The 14,194-nt window shown below is 45.7% G+C and carries 11 protein-coding genes; 2 read left to right on the top strand and 9 right to left on the bottom strand.

Features of this window, described 5'->3' with window-relative positions; translation table 11 throughout:
* Positions 1-222 precede the first annotated feature (222 nt).
* The 9 genes from BUC01_RS22595 to BUC01_RS22555 all read right to left on the bottom strand — a co-directional run bounded on the left by BUC01_RS22595 (position 223) and on the right by BUC01_RS22555 (position 12,298).
* Positions 223-2,787 (bottom strand): glycosyltransferase family 1 protein, encoded by a 2,565-nt coding sequence (locus BUC01_RS22595; protein ID WP_073314947.1) that lies wholly within the window; start codon positions 2,785-2,787, stop codon positions 223-225.
* A 39-nt stretch (positions 2,788-2,826) separates the two neighbouring features.
* A complete protein-coding gene (locus BUC01_RS22590; protein ID WP_025834277.1) occupies positions 2,827-4,488 on the bottom strand; it encodes a glycogen/starch synthase in 1,662 nt (553 codons plus the stop codon).
* Between the two features lie 339 nt (positions 4,489-4,827).
* Positions 4,828-5,247, bottom strand: coding sequence for an ATPase (locus BUC01_RS22585; RefSeq protein WP_025834276.1), 420 nt, complete (start codon positions 5,245-5,247; stop codon positions 4,828-4,830).
* Between the two features lie 24 nt (positions 5,248-5,271).
* Entirely contained in the window at positions 5,272-7,107 is a 1,836-nt protein-coding gene (locus tag BUC01_RS22580) for a V-type ATP synthase subunit I (RefSeq protein ID WP_025834275.1), read from the bottom strand.
* The gene (locus BUC01_RS22575; RefSeq protein ID WP_025834274.1) at positions 7,104-7,709 is read right to left on the bottom strand and encodes a V-type ATP synthase subunit D; all 606 of its coding nucleotides are present in this window, start codon (positions 7,707-7,709) and stop codon (positions 7,104-7,106) included. Before BUC01_RS22575 ends, BUC01_RS22580 begins: the two co-directional genes overlap by 4 nt.
* Positions 7,710-7,741: 32 nt before the next feature.
* Complete coding sequence (locus BUC01_RS22570; protein ID WP_025834273.1) at positions 7,742-9,070, bottom strand: V-type ATP synthase subunit B; 1,329 nt, start codon at positions 9,068-9,070, stop codon at positions 7,742-7,744.
* A gap of 10 nt (positions 9,071-9,080) precedes the next feature.
* Positions 9,081-10,835, bottom strand: a complete 1,755-nt coding sequence (locus tag BUC01_RS22565) for a V-type ATP synthase subunit A (RefSeq protein WP_073314945.1) — start codon at positions 10,833-10,835, stop codon at positions 9,081-9,083.
* An 18-nt stretch (positions 10,836-10,853) separates the two neighbouring features.
* On the bottom strand, positions 10,854-11,696 hold the full coding sequence (locus BUC01_RS22560; RefSeq protein WP_025834272.1) for a DUF2764 family protein: 843 nt from the start codon (positions 11,694-11,696) through the stop codon (positions 10,854-10,856).
* A gap of 11 nt (positions 11,697-11,707) precedes the next feature.
* Positions 11,708-12,298 carry an ATP synthase subunit E gene (locus BUC01_RS22555; RefSeq protein WP_025834269.1) on the bottom strand — a complete coding sequence of 197 codons (591 nt, stop codon included), beginning with the start codon at positions 12,296-12,298 and terminating at the stop codon, positions 11,708-11,710.
* Positions 12,299-12,695: 397 nt separating this feature from the next.
* Here BUC01_RS22555 and BUC01_RS22550 point away from each other — a divergent pair, with 397 nt between their 5' ends.
* On the top strand, positions 12,696-13,079 hold the full coding sequence (locus tag BUC01_RS22550) for an ISAon1 family transposase N-terminal region protein (RefSeq protein WP_073314943.1): 384 nt from the start codon (positions 12,696-12,698) through the stop codon (positions 13,077-13,079).
* Positions 13,080-13,107: 28 nt separating this feature from the next.
* On the top strand, positions 13,108-14,043 hold the full coding sequence (locus tag BUC01_RS22545; protein ID WP_073314941.1) for an ISAon1 family transposase: 936 nt from the start codon (positions 13,108-13,110) through the stop codon (positions 14,041-14,043).
* Positions 14,044-14,194: the final 151 nt, after the last annotated feature.

Genomic DNA, 14,194 nt, shown 5'->3' with positions numbered 1-14,194 from the left:
AGATGGTCTGTCCAGGTAAAACAGATGGTCTGTTGACCTCAAATAGACCATCTGTTTGCCCTTGACAGACGGTCTGTTTCATGCCGACAGACGGTCTGTTTTCACAAAGGTGATTTAGCGAAGCCCAATAGCTGATTTAGCAAAGCGAATAAAAAAAGAAAGCTGCCCGGAAAGTTTGTACTTCCCCAGGCAGCTTCTCCATATTATTACATCAGACGACTCTTACACGAACCAACGAACGTAACAGAAGTCCTGACGATGCGGCAAGTCAGAGTTTTTCGGGAACATACGGTAGGATACCTTGAAGCTACCTGCATTCTCCAATTTATGTTTCACCTGGAAAGTATAAAGGTTACCCTCTTTCTTCACCACACTGAACGGCTCAACAGAGTAAATGTGCTGTTTACCGTCTCCGGCAGTATAAGTAGTTACCAGTTCCAGACCGATGGCGTCGTTCAGACCTTTCTCATCAATTACGTAAGTAATGGTATATTCCTTACCACTTTCGATAGAGCCCTGTATCAGTTCTTCGCCCTTGTCATAAGACACTACTTCGATGCTGTCCCACTTAGACACAACTTCTTCTTTCCAAGCTGCAATTTCCTTAGCCTTGGCATTGTCATTGGCAACCAATCCTTTGAAACGCTTAGCCAGCTTGGTGTAGAACTTGCTGTAGTAATCGTCCAACTGACGCTTCATGGTATAGTGAGGTGCAATCTGTGCGATAGAATTCTTGATAGTCTTCACCCAGCCTTCAGAGTAGCCCTTCTTGTTGCGTGCATAGTACAACGGCAGGATTTCAGTTTCGAGGATGCTGTAGATAGTAGCCGCATCCAACTGATCCTGATGGTCCTGATTCTGGTAAGTACGCTTTTCAGTCAACGCCCAACCTGCACCTTCACGGTAGCCTTCCAACCACCATCCGTCGAGTACGGAGAAGTTCACAACACCGTTCATCAGCGCTTTCTCACCGGAAGTACCGGATGCTTCGAGCGGACGGGTCGGAGTGTTCAACCAAATATCTACACCAGATACCAAGCGGCGAGCCAGCTGCATATCGTAGTTTTCCAGGAAGATAATCTTACCCAGGAATTCCGGACGACGTGAGATTTCAATGATTCTCTTAATCAAGCCCTGGCCTGCACCATCATGCGGATGAGCCTTACCGGTGAACAGAAACTGTACCGGATAGTCAGGATTGTTCACGATCTTAGCCAGACGGTCGAGGTCGGTGAACAACAGGTGAGCACGTTTGTAAGTAGCGAAACGACGGCCAAAACCAATCAGCAGCGCGTTCGGGTTGATTTTGTCCATCAAAGACACGATGCGTGAAGGATCACCCTGGTTCTTCAGCCAAGTTTCACGATATTGTTTGCGAACATAGTCTATCAACTTGTTCTTCAAAGCCATACGGGTTTCCCAGATCTTTTCGTCGGGCACATTGTAGATAGCTTCCCAAATCTTCGGGTTAGACTGATCGTACAAGAAGTTCTCATCGAAATTGGCAGCATAAAGATGTTTCCATTCGGTTGCACTCCAAGTCGGGAAGTGTACGCCGTTGGTCACATAGCCTACGTGCATTTCTTCGGGGAAATATCCCTTCCAGATAGTAGAGAACATTTCCTGAGACACCTTTCCGTGCAGCCAGCTCACGCCGTTCACTTCCTGTGAAGTGTTGCAAGCGAAAATTGACATACAGAAACGTTCGCCCTTATCGCCCGGATTGTTACGGCCGAGGTCCATCAGGTCGTCCCAACTGATACCCATTTTGGCAGGATAACCGCCCATATACTTGCCGAAGAGACCTTCGTCAAAGTAGTCGTGTCCGGCAGGAACCGGAGTATGAACGGTGTAGAGAGAAGAAGCACGTACCAACTCGATAGCCTGGTCGTAAGACAGACCTTCGGCCACGTAGTCGCAGATACGCTGAACGTTAATCAACGCTGCGTGTCCTTCATTACAATGGTAGACATCTTTCTTGATACCCAGCTTCTTCAGTGTCAGAATACCACCGATACCAAGCAGGATTTCTTGCTTCAGACGATTTTCCCAGTCGCCACCATAAAGCTGGTGAGTGATAGGACGGTCGAATTCGCTGTTCATTTCGTTGTCCGTATCCAACAGGTAAAGAGAGATGCGTCCAACGTTTACGCGCCATACGTAAGCGTGTACAAAGTAGTCCAGATAAGGAACGTCTACCACTACCTGATTGCCGTTCTCATCCAACACACGGTCGATAGGCAACTGACCGAAGTTCTGAGCTTCGTAGTTGGCAATCTGCTGACCATCCATAGAGAGAGTCTGTGTGAAGTAGCCATAGCGATACAGGAAACCGACTGCACAAAGGTCAACATTGCTATCGGAAGCCTCTTTCAAGTAGTCACCGGCAAGGACACCCAAACCACCGGAATATATCTTAAGTACCTGGTTCAAACCATATTCCATGCTGAAATAAGCAACAGAAGGACGTTTCTTGTCAGGTTCCACATCCATGTATGCTCTGAACTTAGAATACACGTCGTTCATTCTCTTCAGAATAACTTTGTCGTTTGCGAGTGCTTCGAGTTTTGCATAACTCATTCTTTCCAACAGAAGGACGGGGTTATGACCTACTTCTTTCCACAGAGCAGGATCAAGGTCTCTAAACAGTTCGGTAGCTTCGTAATTCCAAGACCACCAAATGTTGTGTGCCAATTCAGACAACTTCTCCAATTCGGCAGGAACATGAGATTTCACATTTACATCTTTCCAGTTCGGAGTGTTTACATTACTAACTTTAATCTTCATTGTATAATAACTTGATTGATTAATAATTCATATTTCTTTTTAGCCCAACTGGCGCTGCATCGCATGACGAAGAGCAAAATCGTAGGCTTCATAATAATATTCGATAAAGTGCTTCCACAGAGCCTGCTCGGCCACTTGTCCGGCACGCTTGCGTATTTCTTTCACCTCGGCATCCGTCTTTGTGGAGAATGCGGAGATGGTGTCCTTGATGCCGTCGGCCACTTCGGAATAGTTATAGTCCGAACGGTGAAGCACCTCTACCCCATCGTTGATGCCGTGCTGGTTCTTCAGGCTGTTTACCCAAAGCCCGAAACCGGCAAGGTCGGTAGTGATGGTGGGAACATGGAAAGCGACACTTTCCAGCGGGGTATATCCCCAGGGTTCATAATAGGAAGGATAGACGCTGAGGTCTTCTCCCAATATGAGGTCGTAATATTGTTTGTTGAGAATACCGTCTTTTCCATCAAGATAACAGGGGACAAAAACCACTTTCACCTTATCTTCGGGACGATTTCCCATGCCCATATATTTCAGCATATCGAGCACCTGGTCGTGCGTCATGTTGTGCAGCCAGTGGGTAATGAAAGGTACTTCCAGCGGAGTATTGAATTTCTCTTTACTCTTCAGACGCTGCTGCAGGTCTTCGCGGGCATCTCCCACCCATCCGGGCACGTTGATAAACGCCAGTATATTCTTTTGCAGATTCTTATCACGGTTCAGACGGTTCAGCGATTCAAGGAAGACATTAATACCTTTATTCTTGAACTCATAGCGTCCGCTGGTGCCTACAATCAGCGTTTCATCGCCCATATCCGTACCCAACAGGCAATTAGCGGCACGCAACATGGCAGCACGCGCACGTTTACGCTTCCCGGTGAATGTGGAGCCTTTCGGCACAAAGTCATCTTCAAAACCATTCATAAGCACTACGTCGGCAGGCTTATCAAGCAATTCCTTGCACTCGTTATTCGTTATTTCGCTCACAGTCGTGAAGCAGTCCACATTATGTGCGGTTTGTTTTTCGATGGAGTGTTTGGATTGCATATTGAGTTCTTCGGCCATCTGGTCGCCATTGTAAGCGAAGAGATAGTCATAGAGGGGTTTGTCGTTGCCGGCAATGGAACGTCCGATAGACGTGGCATGCGTGGTGAAAATAGTAGCGATTTCGGGAACGGCCATCTGCAAATAGAGGGCGCCCATACCGGTCATCCACTCATGCGCCTGATAAATCACTTTATCCGTTTCCGTCAGGTTGTAGCGATAGAAGCTCTCCACCACCTTTCCGGCAGCATACGAAAACATGGACGCTTCGTCGTAATCGCCGTATGCGTGCAGTGAATCCACCTGGTAGCGGTTCCACATTTCTGTATAAATATCATTCTTCTGTGCGAAAAACGGTTGGAAATCAACCAATATAACGATAGGATTGCCCGGAATGTTCCAGCGTCCTATGCGGACGGAAAGGTTATCTTTTTCAGCTGCATGCTTTCTCCATGCTGCACAAAGGTTGTCGGACTCGATAAACAGAGGGTTCTCTTTCCCTTGCCAAAAATCAGGTCCTATAAAAAACAATCTATCATGAAATTTTGCCTGCAAGGTATTTGCTCGCGTGGACAAAACCGTATAGATACCTCCAACCTTATTACATACTTCCCAGCTAGACTCGAAGATGTAGTCGGGGGTTAACAGCTCTTTAGTCATATTACTTTTAATCTCTATTACTTAATATCGGCTGCAAAAGTACACATTATTCTTTGAAAAATAGCCTATTAATCGAAAAAACTAATGAAATATGCATAAACAATCGTTTGCGAAATGGGCTGATTGAAACAAAGTTAGTATTTCAAATGCCACACTTCAGCAAGAACAATGCCACACTTCTGTGAGTGAAGTGCCGCACCTCAGTGAGCAAAATGCAATACTTAAGTGAGTGAAATGCCACAGTTCGGAGATGATGAGCCCCCGCATTGGAAACAATAAACCCAGGGCTGCCTAAATAAATGGTAACCCTGGGTTAAGTAAATATTCAGAAATAACGTTTTATACCATCAATGCAGCAACCAGTGCCAAAATTGCGTAGAATTCAGGAAGTGCAGCGTAAATCATAGTATTAGTCTGTACGTCATGACCCTGGGAAATACCCATGATACCGTTGGCACACACTTGTCCCTGACGGATAGCAGAGAACAGACAAACCAATCCCACTCCTAAACCAATACCTAACATCAAAGGACCTTCTGTTGCAAAATCTTTACCCATAGACATCAGGAAAGCTACGAAACCATAAAGTCCCTGTGTAGCAGGAAGAGCAGATAAAATCATATAACTAGCTGATTTGGAAGGATCTTTCTTCAATGCACCTTCCGCAGCATTTCCTGCGATTGTTGTACCAAAGCAACTGCCAATTCCGGCCAAAGCCAACATCAGACCTAAACCGAGATAACCTAAAATTTCATTCATAACGTTTCTAATTTATTTGTTTTTTTAATTTATTTGTTTTTTAACTACAGTAAACGGTTTGTAAGTTTCGCCCTTACCTTCATAACCGGAATTCTTAAAGTATTCCACAAAAGTAAGACGAAGCGGGTGTACAAATGCACTCAGACAGGACATCGCGATATTTAACGTATGGCCGAATACCAGAATCAAGCCGCAGAACAACCAGCCCAATGCCGGACCTGCCGCATCATTCACCATAAAGGCCAACTGATTGAATACCCCGCCCAGCATACCGCCTGCCAGACCTAAGGCATACAGACGGATATAGGAAAGTATATCTCCCATCAAGCCGGTAGCCATATTATAGGTATCCCACAGGCCGGCACCAACATTGACAAAAACATTCCGGTGAATGTTGTTCAGCAGATAGATGCCGATAGCCGAAATACCGCCGATCACAATGAACGCCCATGTAGACACATCTTCTGAAATGACTTTGAAGAAAGAAAGTCCACCCGTACAAACAAAACCAACTACCAGCAGCAGCCAGCCCCAAGCACTGAGGGATTCCTTAAAGCCAAAACGCACCGTCTGTCCGACGGCCTTCACCGTCATGGCAATACAGATATGTACCACACCTATCAGCAATGCCAGCAGCATTTGCTTGTCATAACTGGTGTCTCCCACCTTACCCACAATCATGAATTGCTTCAGGTCTGCCGGAATTTCCAGATCGAACAGGCTGACTCCGAAGAAGGTACCCAGCACAGCACCGATAACAGCAGTGAAGATTCCCAACGTAATCACCAGGTTCATCATGCCTCTCAAGGATTTCGACAACTTCTTTTTCAAAAAGAAACCCAAAGCTATCAATACCAGTCCATAGCCAGCATCACCCATACAGAAAGCAAAGAATAGCGAGAAGAAAGGCGCCAGGATCGGCGTCGGGTCAAACTCGGCATAATCCGGCATACCATACATCTTGGTAAGTACCTCGTACATACGGGTAAATGCGTTGTTCCTCAGCTTGATAGGCGCGTTGTCTTCTTTTCTTGCATTCCGTATCTCGTAATAAACGCCGCTATTATCAAGAAAATCTTTCACCTCAGTTTCATTGTCCACCGGTATCCAGCCTTCCAACAACACAACGGCTCCTTCTGCCTTTTCTTCGCTATTCAGCTTAACTTTCAGCAGGTCGATATCTCCTTCAAGTTGAATGCTGTATTGCTCTAACGTGCGGTAGTTGGCTTTACAAAATGCTGACAATGCGTCCTGAGTGGCCACTATTTGTGCTTCCATCTCCGTTTTCCTGGCCATCAGCTCCGATAGGCTTAGGGCAGGCAAACGTAACGGTTCCAGACCCAGCTCCACAGCTCCGGGAGTCACAGTCACAAAATTAATATATCCGCCGCGTTCTTGTACCGGAATAGCATTATACTCTTCCGTCCACGCTTCGTTATAATCTCTTTCATGACACATGTAGAACTGAATATGCCAGCCTGCCTCCTTCAACTTATTTACAGAGTCCCAGTCAAAATCGCCCCAAACTTCCATTTGAGCGATGTCCTTATTCAACTGCGGCAGCTTCTGATTCAAGTCTTGCAACTGTAGTTGCAAATCATCGTATTTCTGCACCAGTCCGTCAGCCGATTGTCCGGCATACACCGTTTCTTCGGGTTGTTTCTCAGCCAGATTATACATTGCCTGAAGCATATTCTTATAGAGCGAACGCTTTTGCATAAACTGTTGCAAACCATCGTCCATTTCTCCCCACTGCTTTTCCACAATGTGTACCACACCCAATTCACGGATACGTTCCAGAAATGCTTCGTACTCCTTATGATATACAAGGAATGTGAGCTTCTTCATTTTTGTAATCATGCCTCTGCCTCCTTCCTACTCTCTTGATGGGATTTCATGATTTTCTGCGATGACTTGGAGAGGTTCTCTTCGTCTTCCATGAAGCGCTTGATTTTTCGCAGAGCATCCTGATAGCCCGGAATCTGCACTTTCTCAAAAAGGTTTACCTTTTGGGTAGTCTTCTTGCGTGCATGTTCCAGTAAGCCCAGTTTGGCGACGATAAACTCCCGTTCGATGGCCGTATGTGCCAGCGTCTTGAGCAAATGCACCCCGTCGGCATACCATTTGGGGGCATTGAACAGGCTGTAGGGACGTATCTCGAAATCTACGCTTTCGAGCAACGGGACCCGTACACCGGCAATCTTCTTCACACCGAGATGGACATCGCTGACCTTTATCAATGAGGGATCAAACTCATTCCAAAGGGCGAACATCGCTTCGTAGGCCTGGATTTCCCGTTCCAACTTCTCGTCCAGCATGGCAGCTTCCGACTTGCAGCGCTTCACTTCCATGCGCAGCGCGCTCTCCTTATTCTTGATGATAGGGAGTGTACGCACCCGCACCTTCAGTTGCTTTTCCAACTGCTGGAGAGAGGTTTTATTATATTGAAACTTTATAGCCACTTTTTTAGTGATTAGTTGTTAGTGATTGATGATTAGTTGTCGGCTTTCGGCCAGAATTCATCAACTAATTCTTTCTTGATATTCACTTCTTCCGGACGGAAATACTTTCCGAACAGACTCCATGCCACGTCGAGCATCTCAGTCGTATCGAGATTGACGTCAATGGCCAGCAACTGGTTGGAGTAATCCTTGGCAAAGGCAAGGGTACGTTCGTCATAGTTCGTCAGGTCGAAACCATTCTCCAACTTGGTCTTCGCATTGGCGGCATCGGCGTACAGACGCACGGCGGCATTCATCACCTGCGGATGGTCCTTACGCGTCTTCTTACCCGTAACGAGCTGCTTCAAACGGGACAGCGAACGGAACGGGTCAACGATAACCTTACCGATATCCGTATCACGGCGCAAGAACAACTGGCCTTCTGTGATATAACCTGTATTATCAGGCACGGCATGCGTGATGTCGCCACCGGACAGAGTGGTCACGGCAATAATCGTGATGGAACCACCGCTCGGGAACTGCACAGCCTTCTCGTAAATCTTTGCCAAATCCGAATAAAGAGAACCGGGCATAGAGTCTTTCGAAGGAATCTGATCCATACGGTTGGATACGATAGCCAACGCATCGGCGTAAGAAGTCATATCGGTCAGCAACACCAGGACTTTCTCATTATTGTTCACTGCGAAATATTCCGCTGCCGTCAATGCCATGTCCGGAATCAACAGACGTTCTACAGGCGGATTCTCAGTCGTATTCATGAAACTGACGATACGGTCGAGCGCACCGGCATTGGAGAATACATTCTTGAAATACAGGTAGTCATCATTCGTCATACCCATACCACCCAGAATAATCTTGTCCGTCTCGGCACGGAGTGCTACGTTCGCCATTACCTGGTTGAAAGGCTGGTCGGGGTCGGCGAAGAACGGAATCTTCTGTCCGGATACCAGCGTATTGTTCAAGTCAATACCTGCGATACCGGTTGCAATCAGTTCCGACGGTTGCTTACGACGCACCGGGTTCACTGACGGGCCACCGATTTCCACTTCCTGACCTTCGATGGACGGACCTCCGTCAATCGGATCACCGAAAGCGTTGAAGAAACGTCCGGCAAGCTGTTCGCTCACTTTCAGCGTAGGCGACTTGCCCAGGAATACTATCTCTGCGTTGGTGGGGATACCTTCCGTACCCTCGAATACCTGCAAAGTCACATCGTCACCGGCAATCTTCACCACCTGGGCGAGTTTGCCGTTTACGGTTGCCAGCTCGTCATACCCTACCCCTGTTGCTTTCAGCGAGCAGGTGGCTTTCGTAATCTGAGTGACCTTGGTATATATCTTTTGAAATGCTTTTGTTGCCATCTTATTCTTATTATGCTTTACGTTCTTCAATCAATTCCTGCAACTGTTTACGGAATCCTTCGTACTCCTCGGACTTGAACTTCGAGTAGTTCATCTGCTTGCAGACGTTAATCATCTTCTTGAAGTAATCCATTACCTCATTGAAGTTGTCGAATTCAAATTCCGTATGACAAATGTCGATTATCATGTTCAGGATATCTTCCTGACGTTCCATCGGAGTCACAGCGTCAATTTCGTCAAACGCATCCTGTTGCAGGATTACGAAGTCGATCAACTCTGATTTCCAGAAAGTCACATGATATTCCACGGGCACACCGTCGTCACCGAGGATGTTGATCTGTTCGGCAATTTCCTTACCACGCTGCAAGCGGTTCTTGATTTCGTTCACCTTGCCAATCCACTCACCGTTGATATGTTTCTTGATATATTCCTCAAACTCAGGATATTCGATATATTTAGAGTAAGAATCAATCGGATTCACGGCAGGATAGCGCTTCTTGTCAGCACGATCCTGTTCGAGGGCGTAGAAGCAACGGGCCACCTTCTTTGTGTTCTCCGTTACCGGCTCTTTCAAGTTACCACCGGCAGGAGATACCGTACCGATGAAAGTAATAGAACCAGTTTCACCGTTACCCAGCACCACATATCCGGCACGTCCGTAGAAGTTGGAGATGATGGACGACAAGTCCATCGGGAATGCGTCAGGTCCGGGCAACTCTTCCATACGGTTGGACATCTCGCGCAATGCCTGTGCCCAACGGGAAGTGGAGTCGGCCATCAGCAATACTTTCAGTCCCATGCTGCGATAGTATTCCGCAATCGTCATGGCTGTGTACACAGACGCTTCACGGGCGGCCACAGGCATGTTCGAAGTGTTCGCAATGATGATTGTACGCTCCATCAGCTTACGGCCTGTATGCGGGTCAACCAGTTCGGGGAATTCCGTAAAGATTTCCACAACCTCATTGGCACGCTCACCACAAGCGGCGATGATTACGATATCCGCTTCCGCTTGTTTTGAAATGGCATGCTGGAGTACCGTCTTACCCGTACCGAACGGGCCGGGGATAAATCCCGTACCACCTTCTACAATAGGATTAATGGTATCAATCACACGCACACCCGTTTCCAACAGTTTGAAAGGGCGCGGTTTTTCTTTATAATTCGTCATGGCGCGTTTCACCGGCCATTTCTGTATCATGTTCACATGAACGTCGTTGCCTTCTTCGTCGGTCAGCACGGCAACGATATCTTCGATGCTATACTCACCTTCATCTACGATGGATTTCACGGTACACACGCCTTTCTGGTCGAAAGGTACCATGATTTTCAGTGGTTGGAAGTTCTCGTCCACCTGTCCCAGCCAGGCAGCGGCTTCCACCTTGTCACCCACCTTTACTAATGGTACAAAGTGCCACTTGCTTCCCTTATCCAGCGGATACGTATATTGACCGCGTTTCAGGAATACACCATCCATCTTGTCGAGGTCGTTTTGCAGACCGTCATAGTTCTTCGAAAGCATACCCGGGCCTAATGTCACCTCAAGCATGTGTCCGGTAAATTCGGCTTCGGCTCCCACCTTCAGTCCGCGGGTGCTTTCAAACACCTGCACGTACACATGGGTACCTACCACCTTAATCACCTCCGCCATCAGCCGGTCACCGCCGGTCGAGATGTAGCAAATCTCGTTCTGTGCCACCGGGCCGTCAACGACGAGGGTTACCATGTTGGCGATAACGCCACTAACAGTTCCTTTTGTTGCCATATAATTATGTTATTTATTTTATCTGAATTCTGCGGGTATCTGCACTTCGTTCTTCAGCGTTGCTATGATGCTACGGAACAATTGATTACCCTTTTCCTTATCCAAAGAAATCCACCGTTCTATCATCTCCAATTGCAACAGGAAGACGAACAGACGCTCTATCGTGAAATAGTTGAAGAAAGTAGCTTCCTCCATCCAGTTCCAACGCAGCTGGTCTATTTTCTTTTCCCGTTCCACCAATTCCTCGGTTTCGCTGATTTTCACTAACTGATCCAGGAAATCCACTTCCCCCGTCAATCCGAAATCACGGGCACCGGATGTGCGCAAAGCCTCGCACACTTCCGTATCACCCACTATCAGTGGAGCAATGTCCATCTTAAATTTCCGTGCGGTCAGTGCCACCAGTATGTTGTTCATCGTCAGATTGAACTCAAACCAGGAGGACACAAACTTATTTCTGCACTTCATTGCATAGTCGTAATAAAGCGCAGCCAGACGGTCTTCATGCAAAAACTCATCTTCGGCAGGAGTATTGAAATATTCGGAAATGAAGGTGGAGAGATAAGAAGGGAACATGGCATCAGCCACCTCATCGCCATCTTTCAGCAACGAGATGAACTCCGTCAATTCTTCCGCAGAATAAATTCCACGCGGATCAATGGCGGCATCCTTGTCCTTCAGTAATTTCAGAACATTCGCATTGTCAAACTTCAGATAAAACAAATCGATCAGCTTTTTATCCTCGTCAGACAAATCCGGATACAGTTCCGTTTTAAAGTCAGCTACCGTATAGCTTAGCTTGCTGTCCTCCAAAGTGAGTTCGGGCAAACCGGCTACCAAGTAGTAATAGTATTTACTCATATCCTATGGGGTTAGAACAGCATTTCCACCAATTGCGGACGCAGGAACTCTTTAAAGTAATTCATGAACTCTTCCTCACCGAAGTTAACCTTATAGGAACCGTCGGCAGGCGAAACAGTGAACAACGTCTTGTTACCATTCACTTGCTCTATTTTCACACCTTTATCCAGCAATGTCTTTGCCTGTGTGGCGAAGTACTTCTTCAGACCTTCTGCATCAGCGGTAGAGATCACGATAGGTTCGTTCACGCTCCACTTAGAAGCCAATGCAACAATGAAGGCATTCAGATAATCTTTGTTGGCGGCAAAAGCTTTCACGTCAGCATTCACAATCTTATCCGTCACAAGAGTAGCGATTTCAGATTTCAACGCATTCACGGCTTGGCCGGCGAATAATTTTAATTCCGACTTGGTATTTTCCGCCAGTTCATCGGCAGATTTACGAGAGGCAGCCACAATTGCTTCAGCTTCTTTACGAGCATCTTCTACAATTTTTTTGGCTTCATCTTGAGCGTTAGCGATAAGTTTCTGGGCCTCGGCATTACCTTTTTCGACCCCTTCACGGTAAATCTTATCAGTTAACTCTTGAATTTTGTTTTCCATATCCACAGGAGCTATTTTAATAATTATATAATTGCGATTTTTTCCTTTCTTATTAGATTCGAGCCCAAAAGTACTAAAATCCCTTAGATAAAAAATAGAAAGAACGGAATAAAAATGGTCTGGTTTTCAAAAAAAGCCTTTTTATACCATTTTTATTCCGTAAATATAGGAATGAAATTACAAAACAGAAAGAAAACTGTTACTGAAAAGGAAAAATAGGATTCTGAAAGAGGAATATAGGAAACCGAAGGGAGAAGTGTAAATTTAAAATCAAAAAGGTGTGATTCTCTCCTACCACCTCCCCCTTCGGGTACTCCTCCTCCCGGGAGGAGGAGAATCGGTATAGGGCTCAGTTTGAAAACTTGGGGGATATCGTTAAAATGCTTACTTTTGCTTCATGAAAAAGAAATCTCGATCTCCCTTTGATTCCTTCTCTGCTTTAAGCTTGTTTCTTCCTTCGGGCCTGCTTGATTACTTTGATCTTGTCAATGGTGTCACTCAGGACACTTGTTTTATCCTTTATCTTGAGGAAAAGCCTGTTATTCCAGATGAATACTCTCATTTATCTCTTCATTCCAAAGGTTTCTTTCCCGAGATTGAAGTTCAAGACTTTCCCATTCGTGGTAAAGCTGTTTATTTACGCATCAAGCGCCGACGCTGGGAAACACCTTCTACAGGTCAGACCTACAGTCGTGACTGGAATCTGGTTGCCACCGGAACTCGTATAACTGCTGAGTTCGGTGCTTTTTTAAAAGACCTACTTAGACAATCATGCAGTTAGCTGTCAAAGCGTAGCAGAACACTACTGTATGGACGGTAAGCAGCTTCAATGCCAGTATAAAGGCCACTTGAGTGAGTATGGGCAGTGGGAGCAAAAGGAACATGCCGAGGATTACATCCTTTACCCCAAGAACATGGGTCACCACTTATGTATTGATGAAACAGCATTAACCAGAGGAGAACTTTACACGATTCTAACAAACAAGGACAAGAGAGGACGAAAGGGCTCCATCATAGCGATCATTAAAGGTACCAAAGCAGAAGATATTATAGCTGTACTGAAAACTATCGAACTACAAATACGCAACAAGGTAAAGGAAATAACTTTGGATATGGCAGGTAGTATGCAGAAAATAGCTAAACATTGCTTCCCGCGCGCTATGCAGGTGATAGACCGTTTTCATGTACAAAAGCTAGTATATGAGGCGGTACAGGAGCTGAGAATTACGTATCGCTGGCAAGTTATCAAGGATGAAAACAAAGCAATAAAGGAGGCTAGGGCTAAGGGGACAAAATATGAACCGGAAACTTTTGAAAATGGAGATACACTCAGACAATTATTAGTCAGAAGCAGATATTTATTATTTAAGGCACCCGATAAGTGGACGAAAAGCCAGCAGATTAGAGCAAATATCCTATTTAGGGAATTTGAAGATATTAAGGAAGTCTATTATTACTCATTACAATTAGGAAAGATATTCTCTACAAACTTGGATAAAGATGTAGCAAAAGCCAAATTAGCATTGTGGTATAATAAAATAGAAGAATATGGATATGACACATTTACAACAGTAGCACAATCTATTGAAAATCATTATGAAAGGATATTGAACTTCTTTGTTAATAGAAGTACCAATGCAGCGGCAGAAGCTTTTAACGCTAAAATTAAAGCATTCAGAGCGGCATTCAGAGGAGTGGTCGATATGAAATTCTTTCTGTTCAGAATAGCAAAGGTATATGCATGAGAAGGAGAATGAAGGAGATTAAACTAAGTTAATCCCCCTAGAATTACAACTGAGCCCGGTATAGTTTTCAAAATGGTGTAAATACAAAAAGCCCCCACATCTTTCGATATGGAGGCTTCTCTGAAAAAACGGCGACTACCTACTCTCCCAC

This window comes from Bacteroides stercorirosoris (assembly GCF_900142015.1).
GTDB classification, from domain to species: domain Bacteria; phylum Bacteroidota; class Bacteroidia; order Bacteroidales; family Bacteroidaceae; genus Bacteroides; species Bacteroides stercorirosoris.
Note: the sequence above shows the minus strand (reverse complement) of the source record. Positions and strands in the feature narration are given on the sequence as shown.

Excerpts from the sequence above, each read along its gene's own strand:
- BUC01_RS22595 (WP_073314947.1), bottom strand. The coding sequence starts at position 2,787 with ATGAAGATTAAAGTTAGTAATGTAAACACTCCGAACTGGAAAGATGTA.
- BUC01_RS22590 (WP_025834277.1), bottom strand. The coding sequence starts at position 4,488 with ATGACTAAAGAGCTGTTAACCCCCGACTACATCTTCGAGTCTAGCTGG.
- BUC01_RS22585 (WP_025834276.1), bottom strand. The coding sequence starts at position 5,247 with ATGAATGAAATTTTAGGTTATCTCGGTTTAGGTCTGATGTTGGCTTTG.
- BUC01_RS22580 (WP_025834275.1), bottom strand. The coding sequence starts at position 7,107 with ATGATTACAAAAATGAAGAAGCTCACATTCCTTGTATATCATAAGGAG.
- BUC01_RS22570 (WP_025834273.1), bottom strand. The coding sequence starts at position 9,070 with ATGGCAACAAAAGCATTTCAAAAGATATATACCAAGGTCACTCAGATT.
- BUC01_RS22565 (WP_073314945.1), bottom strand. The coding sequence starts at position 10,835 with ATGGCAACAAAAGGAACTGTTAGTGGCGTTATCGCCAACATGGTAACC.
- BUC01_RS22560 (WP_025834272.1), bottom strand. The coding sequence starts at position 11,696 with ATGAGTAAATACTATTACTACTTGGTAGCCGGTTTGCCCGAACTCACT.
- BUC01_RS22555 (WP_025834269.1), bottom strand. The coding sequence starts at position 12,298 with ATGGAAAACAAAATTCAAGAGTTAACTGATAAGATTTACCGTGAAGGG.
- BUC01_RS22550 (WP_073314943.1), top strand. The coding sequence starts at position 12,696 with ATGAAAAAGAAATCTCGATCTCCCTTTGATTCCTTCTCTGCTTTAAGC.
- BUC01_RS22545 (WP_073314941.1), top strand. The coding sequence starts at position 13,108 with ATGGACGGTAAGCAGCTTCAATGCCAGTATAAAGGCCACTTGAGTGAG.